The sequence below is a fragment of the Mucilaginibacter sp. CAU 1740 genome, from assembly GCF_039839285.1.
Classification (GTDB): domain Bacteria; phylum Bacteroidota; class Bacteroidia; order Sphingobacteriales; family Sphingobacteriaceae; genus Mucilaginibacter.
The window spans coordinates 454,087-475,889 of the sequence record NZ_JBDOQS010000001.1 but is presented as its reverse complement, the minus strand read 5'-3'; the positions used below and the strand labels follow the sequence as shown (position 1 = coordinate 475,889).

Below are 21,803 nucleotides of genomic sequence, written 5' to 3'. Positions count from 1 at the left end.
TTAGTAGACTAATTTTTTTGATAAAAAATATCAACTTTTTTATCGTTTTGATCAACTTTTCTTCACAGATGGCCTTTTATTAACAATAGTGTCCTTTTTTGTGCCATTTTGGGGTGTATTTGGGAAGTTTTTTCCAATTATCGTATCCTTTTTAATTTTTATGGCATTATTCTGTCCAGTATCAACTTTTAATGTGCTATCCCGCATATTTTTTAATCCGGGAGCCTTGAGGCTATCTGTTTGAGGGATAGCGCCGGGCTTTCCTGTTCCGGGTTTGGCAGGCGCATTTTTTCCAGGTGGCTTGGTGGCACCCTGTTTCTTCTTTACCTTCTTTTTAATGATATCTTCTTTTGATGCCGGTCGCTCTTTAGGTTTCCATAAAAAGCCTTTCAGTATTTTATCATCTTCTTTCACCTTTTCTATCGGGATATACCGGTTTTCGGGCTTGGTTACAAAGAAAACGTCTGTTGCCTGTTTATCTTTAAATGCAACGCGGATCCGGCTACTTACCGATCGCTGCATGCCCGATACCTTCCCGCTATCGCGCTGAAAAAATATGGTTTCGGCATTGCCTACCGCATACATCTTATCCAGTTTATCATCCTTAAAATACCCCCGCATCTTTTTGCCCGATACCTGGTTAAAATGCGTCGAATCGTCCTTATCTATATTTACAATAAAGGCCGATGGAAACAACTCGATGTTATCCATCTTTTTATGGCGCATTTGCAGGTACACGGTATCGCCCGATAATTGCGAACCCTGTGTCCAAATGATCGGGTTCACATACATACGCATGGTCGAATCGCTATTGGCGTAAAATATTGAGTCGGATTTAGCTTGCAGGTCCGATTTAAAGATCTTGGCGTGATGATGCGCTATTAGCATCCGTACTCTTGCGGTATCTTTTGTATCGTTGGGATACTGCTTATAAACCGGGTCGCGCTGCATCTGCACACGATAAATACTATCCTGTTTCGCTTTTTTGGCGGCACTTATAGCATCTTTTTTACGCTGCAACGAATCATTTACCGGCTTAGGTTTACCAAAAAAATCGCGGTGAAAATAGCTGGTATCTTTAGGGATGCGGAGATAGGTCGCCTCTAAAAACTTCGATGCTTTTTTATCGGCAGCCAGTTTACGTTGCTTTAAAGTAGTATCGCGCAGGGTACGCTGACGTTCCTGGTAAATTTTAAGGTTCTTGTAGGTCATGATCTGCGTTTCAATGGTATCGGCAGTCATGTATATCGAATCACGCTTAATATGGCTGGTATCTTTAGCAACCGGGATAGCCGTTTTTGCGAGCGGCTTAGAAGTTATTTTGCCATCCTTGCCGGGCTTTATGGCATCGGCTACGCCTGCAAGGGTAGTTATATTTTTAATATTGGCTTTATCCTTGGTGCTAAGCTTCTGCGCCGGAACCATCTTTAATGCCGAATCAACCAGTTTCGGGTTTTTCTTTATTTGATCTGTCGCTGTTTTCACCATCTCATCTGATGGCACAGGCGGCAGGTTTTTATTATTTTTCAGAGCATCCTGCGCCAGCCTGGTGGCCATATCAACATTGGCGCTATCTTTTTTGCCGATAGCGAAAGGTTGTTTAATAGGAATAGTATTAGCCGGTGCTTTACGACTATTATCCGGTTTAATAGGTATAGTATTAGCAGGGGCTTTACGGCTGCTATCCGGTTTTATAGCGTTGGCTATTTTTCCCAGATCGGTAAGTTTCTTATCCGATGCCTTGGCATTTTTACTTGTAGCCTGTAAAGGCTTCTCTGCCGAATCTGTTTTGGTACTGTCCTTTTGTTCGGAGATGAGTACTACATAAGCATTTTCGGTAACAATGGTTTTTTCTTCGGCCCGATAGTAAACTCCCAGATCGCCTTTTATGGTTACTTTTTGCTCGCGATCTTCAAACGTGATGTTTTTTACAGCACGACCGTAGCCTTTCAGCTTATCGTAAAATAAACTATCGCCCTTTAATGATTTGGTACCCTGCCTGTACGAATTTTTTTTGCCGAAGTTGGCTTGCTCGGTAACGGTATTGTACTGCCCGTTTTCGGTGTACAGGGTGTCTTTATCTTTAGTGCCGTAAATATTGGTAGGGCCGTAAAAGTACGAGATGCGGGTTCCGGTATTATAACGCAACGTATCTGTTTTGATCAAAGCATCTACCGTGGTCAGCACCACATCGTACCTAAAGTACGAGTCGCGGCTTTTGGCAAAGTAGTAACCATTTTTACTGGTTAGCACGTTATCTTTATTGACCAGCTTACCCCCGCCGGTATAGGTACCCACCCTGCTGGCGGTATTGTAGGTAAGATAGTTGGTGGTTAGCGTGGCGTCACGGTCAACCATTTTTACGTTATCGGTAAGGATGGCTATTTTGGTGTTACCGTTATAGTTCAACTTATCCGAAAATATATTCAGCGTATCGCCCTGGTTAATGTTTACGTTGCCAAAAGCATCAAACGAATTCAAATCGGGATAAAAGTATGCGCTATCAGAGCGTAGCAAGGAATAATCCTGCTTAAAAGTACCTTTGTACACCTTTACCAACTGCTTGCCATTTATTTTTGTGGCGGTGCTTCTTTCAGATTGTATAAGGTTTACAATTGATTTTTTTTGGGCCATGGCCGCAGTTGCCAGCACCAAAATCAAAAAGCATAAAACGTATTTCCTCACAATGGCAAAATTAGTTTTTTGTCGGGGTTATTAAATTAATAATTTTGATGAATGCTGCCAGTTAATCAGTTTGTTAATTTTATTGAACAAAACGCTTTGTTTACCCGCTCCACCCCTATTTTGACGGCGGTAAGCGGCGGCATCGATTCGGTTTTAATGGCCCATTTGCTTAAAGCCGCCGGCTACAATTTCGCTATAGCCCATTGCAATTTTCAACTGCGGGGCAATGAAGCCCTGCGCGATCAGCAATTTTCGCAATCGCTGGCCGCACAGCTGGAAGTCCCTTTTCATACCATCAATTTCGATACCGAACAATACGCGGCTGATAACAAGATCTCGATCCAGATGGCAGCCCGCGATCTTCGTTACCAGTGGTTTGATACCGTTTGTCAGCAATCAGGCTATGAGGCCGTTGCGCTTGCTCACCACCAAAACGATACTATCGAAACAATATTGTTAAACCTTACCCGCGGCACCGGAATTGCCGGGTTGCACGGTATTTTGCCTAAAAACGGCAAACTGGTGCGCCCCTTACTATTCCTTACCCGCGATGAGGTACAGACCATTGTTACCACCGAAGGTTTAAGTTTTGTTGAAGATAGCTCGAACGCCTCGGCAAAATATGCCCGTAATAAGATCAGGTTAGAGGTGGTGCCTAAGCTGAAGGAGCTTAACCCATCGCTCGAGAGAACTTTTGAGAATAGCCTGCTACATTTTCGCGACCTGGAGTTGCTGCTCGAATTAAAACTTGATGAGTTACGGCAAACACTACTGCAGCTTAAAGAAGATGCAATTTATTTATCTATCGACAAAGTAAAATCGCTGAACCCTAAGCGCCTGCTGCTTTTTAAATTACTCAGTGAGTATGGTTTTAACGAAACAATTATTGATGACCTGATCGCCTCGCTTGATAAACATTCGGGGCGGATATTTGAATCCGGTTCGCATAGTTTATTGCTGGATAGAGAAAATATCATCCTCAAGCCTAAAAACACGGTTGCCGTGAGCAAAGGGATTATTGATAAGGATGCGCATCATATAAATTGGGGCGCATATAAATTAACTATCCTACATGATGATAGTGCGCTCATTATCAAAGATAATCCGCTGGCCACATCTATTGATGTCGATAAACTGATCCATCCGCTAACCATCCGCAGCTGGCAGGAAGGCGATCATTTTTTCCCGCTGGGGATGAAAGGCCGCAAAAAACTGAGCGACTTTTTCATCAATCAGAAGGTGCCGCTACACCAAAAAGACGAAATTCCCGTTTTGGTAAACGGTAACGGCGAAATTATGTGGATTGGCGGTTACCGGCCCGACGAAAGGTATAAAGTGAATGATAACACTAAAAAAGTTACTATCTTCGAACTGTTTAAACTAACATGAGCGATAAATCTGTTTTTACCGAAAAGCAATACCTTGGCCGGGAATTTATACCGCTAACCATACGCCTGGTTTTAGCCATGTTTTGTTTTGCAGCCTACTTTTTTACTGACGAACGCGAACGCAACGGCGACCTGCTGGTAGTTGTTGGTTTCTCCATCATCATCATTTCCATCATCATGGGTTTCCTGCTCCATTTCCGCACCCGTGTGGAAAATAAAAGCGTAATGCTTGATGGCTTATGGACAACCAAACTGGTAAAGATAGACCTAAACAGCATTGTAAAAGCCGAAAAGGGCACTTATAGCCGCTATTTGTTTAACAACCCTGTTTATAACCTGCATACTAAAGGTACTATCCGCTTTTTTACTTCGGGCAATGAGGCTATTCACCTTACTGATAGGGATGGCTTGCTATATATTATCGGCTCAAAACACCCTAATGAGTTTTTGAGGGCAGTTAAGGAAGAGATGAAGAAGTAACCTCACTGGCGTTCGTGGAGATACGAACATAGTTATATCTGCCTGTCATTTCGACGAACACGTAAGGGCCTTGAGCGATGGCGGGAGGAGAAATCTTATACGCCCTGCTGAGCGGACTTGCATTTCTGCCTTGCATAGCGTACAAGATTTCTCTTTCGCTCCTACGCGATATCCCACCCTCCGCTCTGTCGAAATGACATTTGAGTTATTATGCCAGCTGATCTACTGCCCATCCGTTATCTCCATCACCCGCATTAACTCCTCAATAAACAAAATAGCAGCTCTTTTACGATAAACACCTTTTTGCCAAAGGATATACGATTGCCGCTTGATCCCTTTCGATTGGATAGGTACAGCAGCCACTTTATTCCAGCCGATAAGTGCTTTTTCATTTAAAATAGTTGCCCAATGCCCACTCTCAACTAAGGCCAACAATGAATGCACATCATTCAGCTCTATCTTAATATTTGGCACTATCTTTTTACGGTTAAATAACTCGTTAATAAACTCACGCGAGCTGAAACCTTTACCGGGCAAAATCAATTCCTGTTTAGCCAGTTCTTCCAAACTGATCTTATCCAGTTTAGCTAAAGGATTATTTTTTGAAACCACCATCACCACACTCGAACTAAATAATTCCTGCATTTCCAGATCCTCATCATCACTTTCGTTATGGAAAGCCAAGATCATATCCAGTTCAGCGAGGCGAAGTTTCTTTTCAAGTTCTTCGGGGTTACCGTAGGTAATAAAAATTTTAATACCGGGATATTTGGTGCTGAATGGCGCTAAAGCCGGCAGCAATAAAGAGGTAAAAGCATAAGATACGCCAAGGTTCAACTCGCCGGTTGTGGCATTTTGCAACTCGCTGATGGCTTGCTTGCTTCGCTGTACATCATTGAGAATTTTACGGGCGTGGGTTAAAAATATATGCCCGGCTTCGGTAATGCGGACATGTTTACCTATCCTATCAAATAGCAGCATCCCTAACTCCTCTTCCAGCTGCTTAATTTGTTGTGATAGTGTGCTTTGAGTAATGAACACAGCCGCGGCGGCCTCTGTAAAATTCATCGTTTCGGCAGCTTTCACAAAGTATTGGAGTTGACGCAGTTCCATAATCAATCGTTTTTATCAATCAATTCTATTAAAACAATCTATTTTACAAATGTATGTTTATGGGCGATATTTGCATCATAAAACAAATCAATAGTTCTTGCATTAAGTACTCCCCTGAATTTGCTTTTGTTAGGCTTTAGTACGATGAATGTTTTCCGCTCATTAAAGTACCGTAATTTCAAGCTGTTTTTTTACGGTCAGTCAATCTCCCTCATAGGCACATGGATGCAAAAAACAGCTGTGGCTTGGTTGGTTTACCGCCTTACAGGTTCGGCTCTTCTACTGGGTGTTGTTAGTTTTGTAAGTCTTATCCCGTCACTTATTTTGGCCCCTTATGCCGGTAGTATTGTTGATAGGCATAACCGTTACCGCATACTGGTAATTACCCAGGTGGTATCCATGTTACAGGCCGGCGCGCTGGCCTTTATGATATTGTTCAAGTTTTACAATATACCGGCTATTATAGGTTTAAGCTTACTGCAAGGCATTGTCAACGCTTTTGATGTAACCTGCCGACAATCATTAATGGTTGATATGGTTGATGATAAAAATGATCTGCCAAACGCCATCGCCCTAAACTCCACCATGACTAACCTGGCCCGCATTGCAGGTCCGGCCATTGCAGGTATTGTATTAAGTGTGTTTGGTGAGGACGTTTGTTTCTTCGGTAATTTTATCAGTTACATCCCGGTGCTTACCTGTTTGTTTATGATGAGGCTCAACACTATTGTACCTGTTCGTTCAGAAAAAAGCATCTGGGTTGAATTACAGGAAGGTTTTAAATATGTATCAGGCGATGCAGACCTGAGCAGCATGATATTGATGCTTACCGCAAGCAGCCTGTTCGTGATCCCTTTTAATACCCTGATGCCCATCTTTGCTAAAGATATTTTTAACGGTGATGCCAAAACTTTCAGCTGGTTTGAAAGCGCGGCGGGTTTAGGTTCGGTGATCAGCGCGGTTTACCTGGCCAATTTAAAAACCAATAAAAACCTGGTGAAGATCATGAGCATCGCAAGCCTTATTTTTGGTATCAGCGTGCTGATGGTAGCCTATGCAGGTAAGCTTCCTTTTGCCCTCGTATTTATGACTTTTACAGGTGTGGGCATGATGGCCCAAACATCGGCCATTAACACTTACATTCAAACTCATGCTATCCCTGCTATGCGGGCAAGAGCCATCAGTTATTATGTAATGGCTTACCAGGGCATGATCCCGGTAGGTAGTTTAATGGCCGGTTGGTTAGCTGGCGCACTTGGGCCGCGTCGGGCTGTTTGTATAGAGGGTATTATTGGTGTGTTGGCTACCGCTTTGTTTGTATTATATAAAAGGAAGCAAGCAGCAACAGCTGATATAAACGGCAAAACGATGTTGGCCGATTAAGCATGTTAATGCGTTGGTATCGTAGTATGTAACAACGCGTTGGCATCGATCAACAGATGGCAGATGATCAGTATTTTGATGTTGCGATATTTATAGTAATGAAACGCAAATATCAGTCCTATAATAAAAGGCATCAGTATATTGATTAGCGTTCCGTACGAGGCATGCAATAAACCAAAGCACAATGCTGATAATAAAATGGGCGGATATTCTGTTTTAAAAAGGAGTTGCAAACGGCTTTGAATATACCCTCTAAATACAAGTTCTTCCAACACTCCAGCCGTTATAACTGTGTAAAGCTTTATTGAAAGTGGCAGAGTTAAAATTTGAAGCACTAAATTACTCGGCTTAAAACCCATCCGACTAAGCGGCAACGCAATTGAAGCGGCTATCAACACTATCACCAACAGTATCAAAATGACAGAGCCGATATAAAACACAAACGGATGCGGTTTTTCGGGCCAAAGCAAAAGCGGTTGCTTTTCGATTCTTGCGGCGTACCAGCAAATTGCGCCAAAACACATCCAGTAAGTTATACGCGTTATCAGCATCCGCCCGGCTATCGCCATATCGCGCACAAAAAGCGAAGTAAGCAGCCAGCAGATATGCAGACCGATAACAATTAAAACACTGTAAATTACCTTGCGGGATTCGCTTTTTTCAAGGGGCTGGATCATTATTTTTAATAAGGTCAGGTTTAATATTATTATCGTAATTGTAGTTCTATCTTCTTTTCGTCTATATCCAATCTGATCCAGCCTTGAGTATCTCTGGCCGGAACGCACTCTTTCAGATCTAATCCGCGGGCATACCTGCTGAGGGCTTTCGGGCCAAACCTGATGGTCATTTCGTATTTTTCCTGCCCATCACTTCCTATATAGGCAGTGGTTATGATCTTGCGGGTATCGTTAACATTTTTCGGGTACAATTGCCTATCAATAGATGGCATAGCTATCCCATCGCACCAAAAATCATTAATTTGATCATCTTCTTGGTATTCAAACGCATTTGATAAATGCCACCCCAGGTAATGGCAAAAGTCTTGATTAAATAAGTAGTTTGTGATATCGCCGGTCATGAAATAGCATTAGGTTAGGTAATTAAAATACTATTATACGAAAAAGCTCTTTCAAAAACTGAAAGAGCTTTTTGTATTTATACTTATCAGCAGACAACTGTTGAGCGATCCGCAGCTTATTATTTTACATTTTCAAACCGATCTCTCTCAAGCGTTCATCTAAATATTCGCCTGCGGTAATATCGGTGTACAATTTAGGATGCTCTCCGTCAATGCACGATTCTAAACTGGTAAGGTCCATATCTGATTTTGGGTGCAGGAAAAACGGCACCGAAAAACGAGAAAAGCCCATCAACTCGCGCGGCGGATTTACTACACGGTGCGTGGTTGATTTCAGTTTGTTATTGGTTAAACGTTGCAGCATATCGCCAACGTTAACTACCAGATCTTCACCAAACGCTTTAACCGGGAACCAGGTATTATCGCGGGTTAACAGCTCAAGGCCATCAGCACTGGCACCTATCAGCAGGGTAATGAGGTTAATATCCTCATGTGCACCGGCACGTACGGCATCATCAGGAACGGCATCAGGGTTAGTTATAGGGAAATAGTGCAGGTTACGCAGAATAGAATTGCCATTATGCACTTTATCGTCAAAGTAATTTTCAGGTAGTTCAAGATAAACGGCTATGGCGCGTAATAAATGTTTGCCTGCGGCTTCCAGTTTTTTATAAACTTCGATGGTAGTTGGGTTAAAATCGGCCAATTCCTGTACCTCCACGTTTGGGGGGTATTGGGCTTTAAGGGCTTCATCGTCGGTAACGGTTTGGCCTATCTGCCAAAACTCTTTCAGGTCGGGCGTTTTAAAGCCCTTGGCGGTTTCCTTGCTTTTGCCGGTATAACCACGCTGACCAGCCAGGCCGGGGATCTCGTACTTTTGCTTCACGTCTTCGGGTAATGCAAAAAGGGCTTTTACATCTTCGTAAAGCTTATCTATCAACTCCTTGCTTAAACCATGATTGGTGATGGTAACAAAACCTGTTTCGTTAAACGCTTTGCCTATCTCGTCAGAGAATTGCTTGCGTTCTTCGGCAGTACCGTTTATGTAGGTATTAAGATCGAGGCGTGGGATGTTTACTGTACTCATGTTGTTGTTTATAACAGGTAGCAAAATTATTTAATTTTTAGCGCGATATACAAGGTAACAAAATTATTTTATCCCCATAATAACCCTTGCTTCAGTTTGTATTAACGGGTTAAAACAATTTTTGATTTAAACGTTTTATACTTCTGCTTGTCATACCTATCAGATAACAACCTGACAGCAACTATTATAAATACTTATTACCATGAAATTCATTAATAAAATATGCGGTATCAGCTTAATAGCATTTTTGATGATGCTTGCCGCGCCAAACATGAGCAAAGCCCAGGAGGGAGGCTACGTATCCGACCAGGAATTTTACGACGAACTTGACCCCTATGGCACCTGGGTATCCGACCCACAATACGGCAACGTTTGGGTGCCAGATGCCGAAGAAGGTTTCAGGCCTTACGCCACCCGCGGCCACTGGGTAGTTACCGATTATGGCAACACCTGGGTATCTGACTACGAATGGGGCTGGGCACCGTTTCACTATGGCCGCTGGCGTTATGATGACTATTATGGCTGGGAATGGATCCCAGGTAATGAATGGGCACCGGCATGGGTAAGCTGGAGGCATGGTGGCGGCTATTATGGCTGGGCACCGCTGCAACCGGGTATCAGCATTGATATTTCATTTGGCAACAGCTACCGCGTGCCCGATAACTATTGGGTTTGCGCTCCGCAGGCTTATATCAATAGTCCGCAGATCTATAATTATTATACACCGCGCCCAAGGGTGGTTAACATCATACATCAAACCACCATTATTAACAACACTTATGTTAGTAATAACCGTACCTATATTACAGGCCCAAGGGTAACCGAAATTAGGCGTGTAACCAGGAACAACAATGTGCGGGTTTATAATATTACCAATGTTAACCGGCCAAACGGTGGCGGCAGGGTAGTGAATAATGCTGTAAACATTTATCGCCCTGAAGTGAGGAAAGCACCAGATGCAAGGCCTGCAAGGGTAGTGAACGCGGCAGCTTATAGGCAGCAAAACCCTAACGCGGGTATTGCTAACCGGGGTCGTGGTAATAATGATGCAGCAAACCGCAATAATGCAGCACGTTTAAGAGAAGTTGCACGTAATGAAAAACCTGATAATAAATTAGTACAGGTTAACCATGATAGGCCTGCAACAAGGCCAAACCCTGCGGATAATAACAAACGTAACGACCAGCAAAATGCAAGGGGTGGCGATAAAGCAGGCAATGGCCGCCAGCCTAATAGCCAACCAGCCGCTAATGATCAACAGGCTAACCGTCAGCAACAACTGCAACAACGCCAGCAGGATCAGCAAAAACGCCAGCAAGACCAACAGGCTAACCGTCAGCAGCAGTTACAACAACGCCAGGCCGATCAGCAAAAACGCCAGCAAGGCAGGCAGGCAGGTAAACCTGCCGATCAGCAGGCGCAAAGTCAACAACAGTTGCAACAACGCCAGCAAGAGCAGCAACAGCGTCAGCAGCAACAGCAGGCTCAGCGTAATCAACAATTACAGCAACGCCAGCAGGAGCAGCAACAACGTCAGCAGCAACAGCAGGCTCAGCGTACTCAACAACAGCAAGAGCAACAAGCCCAGCGCCAGCAACAACAGCAGCAACGCCAGCAAGAGCAACAGGCCCAGCGTCAACAAGAACAGCAACAACGCCAGCAGGAGCAGCAGGCCCAGCGTCAGCAGCAACAACAGCAGCGCCAGCAAGAGCAGCAGGCTCAACGTCAACAACAACAACAGCAGCGCCAACAAGAGCAGCAAGCTCAGCGTCAGCAGCAACAGCAACAACAACAGCAGCGCCAGCAAGAGCAGCAACAGCGCCAACAACAACAACAGCAGCAGCAACGTCAGCAAGAGCAACAACAGCGTCAGCAGCAACAACAGCAGCAGCGCCAACAGGAACAGCAACAACGTCAGCAGCAACAACGCAGGCCTGCCAATTAAGCAAATAATTGATAACCGCTATAATAAACAGCACGTATAAAGCATTATATACGTGCTGTTTTTATATTTATCCTGATTTTATTAAACGAATGAAAAAATCCCTGCATATCTCCTGCTTCGTAATCCTATTAATGCTGGCAAATTGCCTGACCACAAAAGCACAGGAAACACTAAGCAAATCATCAACCCAGATCAATTTTATTGAAAACTCATGGACTGAAGCCTTGAAACAGGCCGCGAAGCAAAAGAAATATATTTTTGTTGATGCCTACGCCAGCTGGTGCGGCCCCTGCAAAATGCTAAAGGCAACCACTTTTAAAAACAACAGGGTAGCCGATTTTTATAACGATAATTTTGTAAACGTTGCTATAGATATGGAAAAAGGCCAGGGGCCAACCCTCGCCGCCGAATGGGGATTACAGGCCTACCCTACCATGATCATTTTTGACAGCAAGGGGAAACCAATATCAGGAACGGTAGGTTATATAAAACCGAATGACCTGATCAAATTTGGCCAGCAGGCACTTAACAAATAACGCCCGGTTTCCACATAAAAAAAAGACCGGCTGCCTTATAAGGTAGCCGGTCACTTTTTTTTGGGGATTATAATTTTGCTTAGCTATAGATAAAAGTACCTACCAACAAGGCCAATACTTGGTCCATGCTCAAAGGCTCGTCAAACGCGGCGGTAGCAACTGCTACAGAGGTTGTTGAACCTGTTGCGCTTGGCAAAGTAGTAAGGTTTACACCACCCTGGGTAACGTTTTCTTCACCTGCATAGTTACCATTAACCTGTGGTACGCCTGTATCATTACCTACAGTAGCAGTACTGGTGATCCATGGTGAAACACCAAGCAACTGGCGGATAGCCGAAGCGTGACGGGCTTCAACTGCGTGGATAGACAAAGCAGCGGTCAAGATGTCTTTATTGCCCAACAAGTTAGGTGCCTGACCTTTATAAGCACGTACACCTGTATCTTCAAATGCCAAAGCTACTTTCAAAAACAGGTTATAGTTACTAAACAAACCTTTAAACGGTCCGTTACCAGTACCGCCACCTGCGGTAAAATCAAATTTAGGTATAGCAACCGGTGTACCACCCGAAGCTGTAATAGCCGTTTTAAGGAAGGCTACGTGCTGGTTTTCGTCATCTTTTACAGTATTAATGTAAGAGGCGCCAGCAGCAGGGATCAAGCCAGCCGAAGCCGCACCCATGTTATAAAACGACGATTCAAGATACTCAAGCGTTAAAGCATAATTTAACACCTCAACAACAGTTGGAGCAGCAGCTGCACCATAAGCTCTTTTTAGCATGGTACCCATGGCAAAAGGAACGGCTGCCAAAGCTACTTTAGTGCCAAAGCTGGTTATGTTTTTGATGGCTGCACGGCGCGGGTTTAACCTGTCGTTCAGTTCCGGATCAAATTTTTCTAATTCTTCTACTATATTAAATAAATTCATGGCGATGTGGGTTTAAGAAGCTACGTAACCGTAATTAGATGCGTTAACTTTAGTTTTTAAATAAGTATTGGCAATTGGCAACACTTCGGCAATGGTAGCCGATTTATTCAGGCCGTTATTGTCAACCTGATCGTCGGCTGCAAATGAACCTGCAACAAGCATATTGCTTATCAATGCCGCATGCCTTGCCTCAACAGATACAATTTTACCTGCTATTGTTAAGTAACCTGCATCCTGGATCAGGTAGCCGGCACCATCATAAGCTTTAACACCGGTATCTTCAAATGCTTTGGCTGCGCCTAATACTGCTGATTTTTTTGTAAAGTCGATAGTGCTGAAATCAACCGTTAGTGCCGGGATAGCATTACCGCCAAGGGCTTTTTTGAAAAATTCGCGGTGAACTACCTCATGATCGCGGATACTTGTGAAAAGCGCCTTTTCATCTCCGGTCATACCTGAGTATGGCGTAGCAATAACCTGGATATAAAAGGCAGCTTCCAATTGCTCAAGAGCGTAAGCGTAGTTTAAAATTGCAAGGTCGCCTTTAGCGCCTATATCAATGCTGTTGCCTACAATCACTTTATGATCTTTGTGGCAAGCCGCTGTGGCTAAAAGTCCGGCCGAGGCTACCCCTAACCCCGCATAGCGTAAAAATGACCTCCGGGCCATGTTAGCTCCACCTATGCTGTCTTGTTCAGATGTTTTCATAGAAAGTTTTGATTTTTTGATTGATAATTTCGTTTCGTTTTGTAGATGATATACGCCTATAGAAACCTTGCAGATTGCAATTAGTTGACAATTAATCCACTCTGAATTAGAGTATTTAATTAAAAGTAAATTTTAATGACTGAATTGGGAGGGACTGGCGAGATGCCGATGAGTTTTTGCCAATAAAAAAGGTCGAAAGACTCTCGCAGTATTTCGACCCTACATCTACCTATGAAAAACAGTCCTTTTTAGTAAGGACATTATCTATAAGCCAAACAACATGCCAATTGCAAAAAACGCCCTAAAACAGGCATTTAAGCGATTTTAAATAATAGTAAAGTATTTTCGTTTGGAAACAATTCCCCAAAGCGGGCAATATCCGGGCAGTGGGAATTAAACTTATTAGGTTTCAGTTAAACAGCATTTAAATTTTTGATGAAATAAAAAAGGCCGGACAACTCTCGCAGTTATTCCGGCCCTACATCTACCTATGAAAAACAACCCTTTGAGAAGGGTAATAAACCTTATTCAAACTAAATGCCAATCATTAAAAACACGCTTAAATGCCTAATTGGCAGCTTTTTGAAAGCACAATCGCCATCAATGCGTAGAAATGACACCATAATATGGGGAAATAGTTATCCATTGGTTAAAATGACAGCATTCATTTTTAATTACCATGCAACAACATCTCCCGAAAACAAAAAAGACCGGTCAACTCTCGCAGTTTACCGGCCCTACATCTACCTATGAAAACAATCCTTTTTAATAAGGATATTAACTATAATTCAAACGCAATGCCAATTACTAAAAACGGCTTCAGTTGCTCAAAACTGCGTATATTCGTACTTATCGATAAGCATTTATGTAGAAATTCTTTCCTTAATTGGTGTAAATTTTCCCAAAGGTTAACATCAGAACAAAACATTAATCATCAGTAAACATAACGGGCGCTTTAGAGGAAAACTTGAGCTAAAAAGCTGATTGAGGTTGAAAGCCATCATTGCAGGCAAATAAAAGCCATCGCCTCTGAAGCACATATTACATATGGCGGGCAAGCCTGTCACTCTGAGCTTGTCGAAGAGTCGCGCGCAGAGGCCGGCCCATCATGCTTCGACAGGCTCAGCATAACCCACTTTTTAATTATGCCGTGGGTAGGCATGCAATTCACCAAAGACAGAGAAACCAAGCAAATCCGGCCTGCACAGTCGGGGATTACTTCGCACCTACCCATAACAAGTTTAAAAATTAGCTTTGTCATCCTGAGCAATAGCGAAGGATCTTCTTCAACAAGCATGACCGCTATACAGAGCGAAGAAGATGCTTCGTACCTCAGCACGACAAATGGGAGAACGCCATACCTCCTTCTGAGGCCTCGGCTTTCACTTATTCGAAATAACACTCATTATCGCAGCATAATTTTCTTAAATAAAAAAAGGTCGAAAAACTCTCGCAGTATTTCGACCCTACATCTACCTATGAAAACAACCCTTTTTAGCAAGGGTATTAACCATAATTCAAATGGGATGCCAATTACCAAAACAGCCTTGTAATAGCGCAAGAGGCCGGTATTGGGTAAGAATTAAATTTTTATTGTAGAAATACTTTCCTCAATTGATGTATTTTTTCCCACTGGTTAATATCTGTATTAAGCATCAGCAAACGCGTTGTTAACTCTGTGCAAAATATCATAAAATATGAACACAGTAACGCCAGGAAAACGGCACGCCCAATTTGTACGAAAACTTTTGGATATACTTAAAAGCTGGAGTTACCGCGAAGCAGTCTCTGAATTTTCATAAATAAAAAAAGGTCGAAAAACTCTCGCAGTATTTCGACCCTACATCTACCTATGAAAAACAACCCTTTGAGAAGGGCAATAACATTAAGTCAAACGAAATGCCAATTGCCAAAAAGAGTTTCAAACGCCTAAAAAACACCTTTTTAATATTTCGCGTTAATTATTATGTAGATAATTTACCCAAACATGGGCCAAATTTCCCCAGTTGGGGAAAAACGAGCTTTCGCAACGCCAAACAATTTCCAAGATAAATACGTAATACAGAAACTATCCTATTTAAACTTTGTTAAACCGATATGGACTACAATGTATATTTACTGGCCACCGATCCGAGAAACCCCTGCCGGGACGTGATCCATTCCAGGGATACACGCCTGAAGGTTAATGTATTTTGCCTTGACGAAGAGCGGTTTAGTCCGGACGAAAACGAGATCCAGCTTTACGGTTACGCCGACCATAAGCTTTATGCCTTCGAAACCATCAATGTAGTAGCAGAAGACGCCCTTGATTTAGTGAGCGCTATACAGTGGTATGCCAACTATATTGGCGATCCGGAGATGGAAATACTGCCTGAAGACCCTCGTCCGAGGGCACAATACCGTGATGTGAAGTAAATAAAACAATCACAACAATCTAAAAATCAACAATTTAATTACTTTTTTAAATTTTATTTTGACAAATTAATTCAAACTCCTATGTTTGCAGTCCCAAAACAAGGGAGCTTAGCTCAGCTGGTTCAGAGCATCTGCCTTACAAGCAGAGGGTCACTGGTTCGAACCCAGTAGCTCCCACACGAAAAGCCTAACAGAAATGTTGGGCTTTTTTATTTTACAAGATTCAGCAGCATCCCGATTTTACATCGGGAGGGTCACTGGTTCGAATCCCGGTAGCTCCCACACGAAAAGCCTACAGAGATTCCCCTTCCCCTCCAAAACGAGACAAAAAAACCAAACAATGATAGGATTCAACCAATAGGTAATGAATAATAATACCATTTTTATCCTGCTTCAAAATAGCCAATTATAAACAGGAGCAACCAAACAGCTTATCCGATACTTCTCTTTTCGGGCAAGTTGTTAACCTTAACCATACTTCGCCTGCTGTATGAAAAATTATGATGTGATTAACCTGTTGCTGAAACAGATTAAAAAATCAAAGATCTATTGGATAGCACTATCCGCTGTAATATTTGCTTTTACCTTATTAGATAGCCCGGCAGATAAAATACCGCCACTACTGGAACAATTTGGCCAGAAATACCCGCAAGAGAAAGTACACCTCCATATAGACAGGGATTATTTTGCCGCCGGCGATACCGTACAATTTAAAGCCTACGTAGTTAATGCCGAAAACAACCATTTTGCCGATTTAAGCAAAGTGCTTTATGTAGACCTGGTAAGCACTAAAGATTCTGGCATTGTAGCGCTCCGCTTTCCTTTAACCGATGGCAATACATCGGGAACTATAGCGCTACCTCCAAATCTGCAGGAAGGCGAATACGTGCTTAGGGCTTATACCAGCTGGATGCGAAATTTTGATGAGGACTTTTTTTATCACGCTTCATTAAAAATTGGCAACACAAGAAACCATCCATCCAACGAAACCATAAAGCCCAACAAGCAAAACCTGCCCGAAATTCATTTTTTCCCAGAAGGTGGCGATTTGGTGGACGGAATAAGCTCAACCGTAGCCTTTAAAGCTACCAACAGCATCGGCCAAAGCGAAAATGTTTCGGGTTTCCTAACAGACGAAAGCGGGAAACCATTGGTAAATTTTGCATCGGCCTTTGCGGGTATGGGCAGGTTTACCCTGAAACCAATAGCCGGAAAACATTATACGGCGGTTGTTAAATTTAAAAATGGCACTACCAACAAAGTAGCTTTACCTGCCGCGTTACCTTCGGGCTATGTTTTATCTGTAAACAACCAGGACAAAGCCAACCTTAACATACAGGTAAACTACTCCGGAACCCAAAGCTCAGATCCTGTTTGGCTGATAGCCCAGGCAAACAATAAGTTAATAAGCATTAACGAAATAGCGCTTTTAAACGGATCGGTAAGCATATCATTACCTAAGCGAAAATTTGCCACAGGCATCGTTCAGCTTACTCTTTTTGATAAACTATCGCAACCAAAAGCCGAACGTTTAATATTTTCAGACAGGCGCGATCAGCTTCGTTTAAGCCTCGGTACCGAAAAAGCACCATCACAAGGCACGCTGGTAAGCATGCCTCTGGAAGTAACAGACCAGCTGGCCAATCCGGTGAGCAGCAGTTTCTCGATAGCGGTTGTGAATAAAAGCAGGGCCATTGACAGCACTGCTACAATCCCTTCTATTTTATCAAACCTGCTCCTCACTTCCGATATTAAAGGCTATATCGAAAATCCGGATCATTATTTTCGCGACAGATCTCCGGCAACCGCCCTCGAACTTGACAATTTAATGCTTACGCAGGGCTGGCGCAGGTTTGTATGGCAGGATATACTGGCAAGCAAATTCCCGCAGATAAACTATCCTGCAGAAAAAAAACAAACCCTCACCGGCCAGGCAAAAAACAGCAAAGGCAAACCATTACCCAACGTAGATCTGCTATTGACCTCAAAAGGAGATTCGGCTTTCACTATACGCACCAAAACAAATAACAAGGGCAATTTCACTTTTGAATTGCCTGACATTGAGGGCAACCAACAATTATCCATCATCACATCTGCAAATAAAACAGATGATGCTATAAATATCATACTTGATCAGTTCGCACCTCCAAGCGTTTATAAACAGTCATTAACAGATCTAAATCAAACGCTTGCGAGCTATATGGCGACCAAACCTACCCAACCATTAAATGGTCAAACCCGCCAGCTAACGGAAGTTGTTGTAAAATCAAAAAAAATAAACCTTGTAGAAAAAGCAGTAGCCCCATCGGCAAATCTTAACGGCGCCGGCAAAGCGAATCAAATAGTAACCTATAAAGAGCTGGCCCATTGCGCAACTCTCGAGAACTGCCTGATAGGCCGGTTAGTTGGCGTATTCTTTAAAACCGTTAAAGACCCTGCCAGCCATAGTTACATCAAAATACCTTACAGCACCAGTGGCTTTAATAAGCCTATGTTGTTTGTGCTTGATGGTATACCTATGCAACCCGGTCAGTTTTCATTAAGCAGCATTCCCATTGGCGATGTACAAACCATAGAAGTGCTGCGCAGCGGAGGGCTGATTGCAGCTTATGGGCTTCAGGGTAGCGGCGGTGTGCTGGTTATCACCACCAAAAAAGGAGGAATTGACTATAACGCGCCCGATGAACCGGAAGACAAGCCACTAACATCGCCGCCAGGTGTATTTAGTTTTGTTTACAATGGCTACCAAAAGCAGCGCGAATTTTATGTACCAAAATATACCCCGGCGAATAAAACCATCACATCGCCCGAAACCATTTTCTGGAACCCCGCAATGCAAACAAACGACGAAGGGAAAGCGGTGATCCAATTTTCGGTTGGCAGCAATATTAAAAAGTTTGCAGTGATCATAGAAGGCATCTCGGCAGAAGGAAAAATTGGCTATAAATACCAGGAGTTTGTTAATAACTAAGCAAAGGGCAGCATGAAAAAAGCATTAACCATTATTCTTTCAATTATAACGCTCGGGGCCTTTGCACAACAGCAAATTAAGGGTAAGGTAACCGACGAAAAAGGGAAACCTTTAGCCAATGCCAGCGTATTTGTAGCGCAATCAAAATCCGGCACCATTACTGATAGCACAGGTACATTCACCCTGTATTTCCGCGCAAAAGGCGATTTTAAACTGGTGGCCTCCTATGTGGGATACACCACTTCGGTAAAGCAGATAAGTGCAGGACCGCCTTTACAGGATGTTAGTTTTACTTTGAATCCGGTAAATCATCAGCTAAAAGATGTAATTGTAAAATCAAGATCAGATGATAACTGGAAGCGCTGGGGTGCTTTGTTTACCACGCATTTTATTGGCACATCCGTTTTTGCGGCACACTGCACCATTGTAAATCACGAAGTAATAGGCTTTCAATATGATGAGCTAAAAAAAGAACTTCACGCCTACGCTTCCGAGCCGATCACGATCCGCAACGAAGACCTGGGTTATAACATATCATTAACACTGGTTAATTTTACTCTTTATACCATCAACAACGATGTTGACTACCAAGGGTACTACCTGTTTAAAGAAATAACCGGCGATCAAAAACAACAAGACACCTGGGAACAAAACAGGCTAAAAGCCTACTCACTATCCTTTATGCATTTTACCCGCGCCCTATATAGCGACAAATTAAAGGAAGAAGGCTATGAAGTACGCCCATTTAGCAACAAGATCAATCCGGAGAAAGAAAGGGTTAAAAAACTATACAGCCAAAATCTTGCGCGTTATCAGGACACTGCAAAGAAGCCTTTGGTTGAAAAACAAATAGCTGCAAAGCTATTTAACAAGGATTCGTTAAAATACTACAAAAAGATACTTGAACAGGAAGACAACATCATAAAATTGGGCGATGTATTAAAAGCTAAAGATATTTCATCAAAAACCAATAATAACATCACGCTTCAGTTTAAAGATGCCCTGCAGGTTGTTTACAAAAAAATTAAAGAACCCGAAGAGTATTATAACTACAGGAATCAAAACGCCCTTGGTACCGAAACCTTTACTGCCTACAACAATAGCATCAGCACCAACCAGTTGGTTATGCCACCCAAACAATACCCTTTTACCGAATTAAGGCTTGAAAAAGGCATACCTGTTGAAATTGCAGAAAATGGTTATTTCAACAACACAAATCTTTATTTGCAGGGATTTTGGGGCTGGTGGGAGAAAATAGCTACCAAATTGCCGTATGATTATGAGCCGTAATTGATTTCATCAATCTGAAAACCACCGCAAATAAAAAATTCTACGCAAAACAATTTGGATAATATTATAAAGTAATTTATCTTCGCCGCTCGGTTTAGGAAAACCAAACTAAGGGAGCTTAGCTCAGCTGGTTCAGAGCATCTGCCTTACAAGCAGAGGGTCACTGGTTCGAACCCAGTAGTTCCCACGTAAAAAAGCCCAACAGAAATGTTGGGCTTTTTTATTTGAAATAACCCAGTAGCTCCTGCGCAAAAAAGCAAAGCATTACTGTTAGACTTTTCTTCTCTAAAATCATACATCCCCACTTATCTTTGAATTTACTAAATCTTAATTCATGTGGAGATTGTTTCTTGTCATTCTACTACTCCCAACAATAGCTAAAAGCCAGGGAGCTAATGCAAAGAAAGATACTATTTTGTTAAGATACTTTAACAAGGGCGATACATTAGTATATGATCTTGGGCATAATAAACTTTATCTCGAATTGCGGTTGGTTTTGAAATACCTGAAAAATTACCGCGGCGCCAATGTTTATAATAAACAGGGAATAACTCTTTTAAGTAAGGCGTTAAAACACACAAAAAATGGCATTTTTTACCTGCAAGACACACTTGTTTTTGATCAGCAAACCGGATTGATTGATACCGCATCACTACAAAATAAATATATTGGTGCTATAGATAAGATAATACCGAAGATGTTAACTGATGGGCAAGTAATGATACGAGATAACAAGCATAACCAGCCAATTCCCTATTTATTGGTAACAACAACGGAAAACGGTAATTATTTTGGAGCATTTATAGAGTTCTCCGCTTTTTTACCCAATGGCAAGCGTTTATGTAGACTCATCTTTTATAAAGATTAAGCCCATAATTTATCGGGTAGTCCTACCTGATACAGAAAAAGGGCTGCTCAATAGGCAACCCTTTTTCATAAATAACTATTTCCCTACAAGCTCAACTCCGCCAACACCGGAAAATGATCTGAAGGATATTTCCCATGATAGCTGTCAGACAATATCCCCCAGCGTTTCACGCTAACCTTACCGGTGGTGAATATATGGTCAATAACGCCGGTTGAGTTGATCTCCTCGCCAAAGGATTGAAAAGATGGGTTAAACTCATATGGGTGAGCGGCCTGGCTGTAGGTATCAACTAAATAGCCCGATGTGGCCAAACGTTGGTACCAGGTACTTTCGTGGTCGCCATTCAGGTCACCGGTGAAGATGGCTTTTTGGGTGCCTGCTATTTCTTTTATCTTTTTTAGGATTAGCTTGGCGCTTTCTTCGCGGGCCACTTTTCCCTGGTGATCAAAGTGAGCGTTAAAAAAGTAGAATTTCTTTTTGCTTTCCTTATCCTGTAGATACACCCACGAGCAAATGCGGTTACAGCAAGTTGCATCCCAACCCAGGCCTGGCTTATCAGGAGTTTCAGATAGCCAGAAATCACCTTTTTTCAGCAGCACAAAACGGCTCTTTTTAAAAAATATAGCCGAGTGCTCGCCTGCGTCTTTCCCATCGTCTCTACCTAAACCATAACGTTCATATTCGGGCAGCGCGGTATTCAGGTCTTCAAGCTGGTTTTTCAAACCCTCCTGGGTACCAAAAATATCAAACTGGTGAAAACGGATCAGCGCAGCGGCAACCGGCGCACGGTTCACCCACAGGTTACCGGTATCACCTTTATTATCGTATCGTAAGTTAAAAGTTGCTACAATTAAATGCTGCGCGCCGGCTTGCAGGCATAACAGCGCAAACAATGCGCTGAATAAAAACGATTTTAGTTTCATAGGTATAA

The 21,803-nt window shown here is 42.6% G+C and carries 17 protein-coding genes and 2 tRNA genes; 11 read left to right on the top strand and 8 right to left on the bottom strand.

The genetic code is table 11. The features are described from left to right. Window positions 1-51 precede the first annotated feature (51 nt). Window positions 52-2,685: an OstA-like protein gene (locus AAFN85_RS02175; RefSeq protein ID WP_347525312.1), complete on the bottom strand. Its 2,634-nt coding sequence runs from the start codon at window positions 2,683-2,685 to the stop codon at window positions 52-54. A gap of 51 nt (window positions 2,686-2,736) precedes the next feature. Here AAFN85_RS02175 and tilS point away from each other — a divergent pair, with 51 nt between their 5' ends. Then, window positions 2,737-4,074, top strand: a complete 1,338-nt coding sequence (tilS, locus tag AAFN85_RS02170) for a tRNA lysidine(34) synthetase TilS (protein WP_347525311.1) — start codon at window positions 2,737-2,739, stop codon at window positions 4,072-4,074. Further along, window positions 4,071-4,553 (top strand): hypothetical protein, encoded by a 483-nt coding sequence (locus AAFN85_RS02165; RefSeq protein ID WP_347525310.1) that lies wholly within the window; start codon window positions 4,071-4,073, stop codon window positions 4,551-4,553. Before tilS ends, AAFN85_RS02165 begins: the two co-directional genes overlap by 4 nt. Window positions 4,554-4,775: 222 nt before the next feature. On the opposite strand, the gene AAFN85_RS02160 is transcribed toward AAFN85_RS02165, so the two are convergent. Further along, the gene (locus tag AAFN85_RS02160) at window positions 4,776-5,666 is read right to left on the bottom strand and encodes a LysR substrate-binding domain-containing protein (protein WP_347525309.1); all 891 of its coding nucleotides are present in this window, start codon (window positions 5,664-5,666) and stop codon (window positions 4,776-4,778) included. Window positions 5,667-5,810: 144 nt separating this feature from the next. Here AAFN85_RS02160 and AAFN85_RS02155 point away from each other — a divergent pair, with 144 nt between their 5' ends. After that, entirely contained in the window at window positions 5,811-7,049 is a 1,239-nt protein-coding gene (locus tag AAFN85_RS02155) for an MFS transporter (RefSeq protein WP_347525308.1), read from the top strand. A gap of 5 nt (window positions 7,050-7,054) precedes the next feature. Here the strand turns inward: AAFN85_RS02155 and AAFN85_RS02150 are convergent, their stop codons facing one another. The 3 genes from AAFN85_RS02150 to AAFN85_RS02140 all read right to left on the bottom strand — a co-directional run bounded on the left by AAFN85_RS02150 (window position 7,055) and on the right by AAFN85_RS02140 (window position 9,214). Continuing rightward, a complete protein-coding gene (locus AAFN85_RS02150; RefSeq protein WP_347525307.1) occupies window positions 7,055-7,726 on the bottom strand; it encodes a CPBP family intramembrane glutamic endopeptidase in 672 nt (223 codons plus the stop codon). A gap of 29 nt (window positions 7,727-7,755) precedes the next feature. Next, complete coding sequence (locus AAFN85_RS02145; protein ID WP_347525306.1) at window positions 7,756-8,127, bottom strand: hypothetical protein; 372 nt, start codon at window positions 8,125-8,127, stop codon at window positions 7,756-7,758. Between the two features lie 124 nt (window positions 8,128-8,251). Then, entirely contained in the window at window positions 8,252-9,214 is a 963-nt protein-coding gene (locus AAFN85_RS02140; RefSeq protein WP_347525305.1) for a 2-oxoglutarate and iron-dependent oxygenase domain-containing protein, read from the bottom strand. A gap of 202 nt (window positions 9,215-9,416) precedes the next feature. On the opposite strand from AAFN85_RS02140, the gene AAFN85_RS02135 reads away from it, so the two are divergent. Together AAFN85_RS02135 and AAFN85_RS02130 are read left to right on the top strand one after the other, a co-directional pair. After that, on the top strand, window positions 9,417-11,159 hold the full coding sequence (locus AAFN85_RS02135; protein ID WP_347525304.1) for a DUF6600 domain-containing protein: 1,743 nt from the start codon (window positions 9,417-9,419) through the stop codon (window positions 11,157-11,159). An 89-nt stretch (window positions 11,160-11,248) separates the two neighbouring features. Next, entirely contained in the window at window positions 11,249-11,695 is a 447-nt protein-coding gene (locus AAFN85_RS02130; protein ID WP_347525303.1) for a thioredoxin family protein, read from the top strand. A 79-nt stretch (window positions 11,696-11,774) separates the two neighbouring features. Here the strand turns inward: AAFN85_RS02130 and AAFN85_RS02125 are convergent, their stop codons facing one another. Together AAFN85_RS02125 and AAFN85_RS02120 are read right to left on the bottom strand one after the other, a co-directional pair. Beyond that, entirely contained in the window at window positions 11,775-12,620 is an 846-nt protein-coding gene (locus tag AAFN85_RS02125; protein ID WP_347525302.1) for a ferritin-like domain-containing protein, read from the bottom strand. A gap of 12 nt (window positions 12,621-12,632) precedes the next feature. Further along, window positions 12,633-13,328 carry a ferritin-like domain-containing protein gene (locus AAFN85_RS02120; protein ID WP_347525301.1) on the bottom strand — a complete coding sequence of 232 codons (696 nt, stop codon included), beginning with the start codon at window positions 13,326-13,328 and terminating at the stop codon, window positions 12,633-12,635. Between the two features lie 2,097 nt (window positions 13,329-15,425). Here AAFN85_RS02120 and AAFN85_RS02115 point away from each other — a divergent pair. From AAFN85_RS02115 to AAFN85_RS02090, 6 genes are all read left to right on the top strand, one after another. Beyond that, on the top strand, window positions 15,426-15,743 hold the full coding sequence (locus AAFN85_RS02115; protein WP_347525300.1) for a hypothetical protein: 318 nt from the start codon (window positions 15,426-15,428) through the stop codon (window positions 15,741-15,743). 102 nt (window positions 15,744-15,845) lie between these two features. Further along, window positions 15,846-15,920, top strand: a tRNA-Val gene (locus AAFN85_RS02110). A 313-nt stretch (window positions 15,921-16,233) separates the two neighbouring features. Beyond that, a complete protein-coding gene (locus tag AAFN85_RS02105) occupies window positions 16,234-18,714 on the top strand; it encodes a TonB-dependent receptor plug domain-containing protein (RefSeq protein ID WP_347525299.1) in 2,481 nt (826 codons plus the stop codon). Between the two features lie 12 nt (window positions 18,715-18,726). Next, window positions 18,727-20,004, top strand: coding sequence for a carboxypeptidase-like regulatory domain-containing protein (locus tag AAFN85_RS02100; RefSeq protein ID WP_347525298.1), 1,278 nt, complete (start codon window positions 18,727-18,729; stop codon window positions 20,002-20,004). 112 nt (window positions 20,005-20,116) lie between these two features. Continuing rightward, window positions 20,117-20,191, top strand: a tRNA-Val gene (locus tag AAFN85_RS02095). Window positions 20,192-20,338: 147 nt separating this feature from the next. After that, window positions 20,339-20,872, top strand: coding sequence for a hypothetical protein (locus AAFN85_RS02090; RefSeq protein ID WP_347525297.1), 534 nt, complete (start codon window positions 20,339-20,341; stop codon window positions 20,870-20,872). 83 nt (window positions 20,873-20,955) lie between these two features. On the opposite strand, the gene AAFN85_RS02085 is transcribed toward AAFN85_RS02090, so the two are convergent. Next, complete coding sequence (locus tag AAFN85_RS02085) at window positions 20,956-21,795, bottom strand: endonuclease/exonuclease/phosphatase family protein (protein WP_347525296.1); 840 nt, start codon at window positions 21,793-21,795, stop codon at window positions 20,956-20,958. Window positions 21,796-21,803 lie beyond the last annotated feature (8 nt).